At 39.4% G+C, this 277-nt stretch carries 1 protein-coding gene; it reads left to right on the forward strand.

Translation table 11 applies throughout. From position 1 onward, the window contains the following. Nucleotides 1–86: 86 nt before the first annotated feature. On the forward strand, nt 87–277 hold a 191-nt coding region (locus JUI58_RS27495), incomplete at its 3' end, for an RRXRR domain-containing protein (RefSeq protein WP_204101841.1).

Raw genomic sequence — 277 nt, forward strand, 5'->3', positions numbered from 1 at the left:
TCTAAGAGTTAAGCCAGTGAGTTGTACTTAACAAGCCTAAATAACATTGTCGAGGCACACTTTACCCTAGCAATAGGAGTTAACCCATGCGGGTATTTGTATTAAATAAAAACAAGAAACCCTTAAACCCAACTCATCCCGCCAGAGCCAGAAAATTACTCAAAGCGGGACGAGCTAAGGTGTTTAAACAGTTTCCCTTCACAATTATTATTCAAGACATAGAGGGAGGAGAAGTTAATGAATGTCAGTTAAAAATAGACCCCGGTTCTAAAACGAC

The sequence above is a fragment of the Spirulina sp. CCY15215 genome (assembly GCF_016888125.1).
GTDB lineage: Bacteria > Cyanobacteriota > Cyanobacteriia > Cyanobacteriales > Spirulinaceae > CCY15215.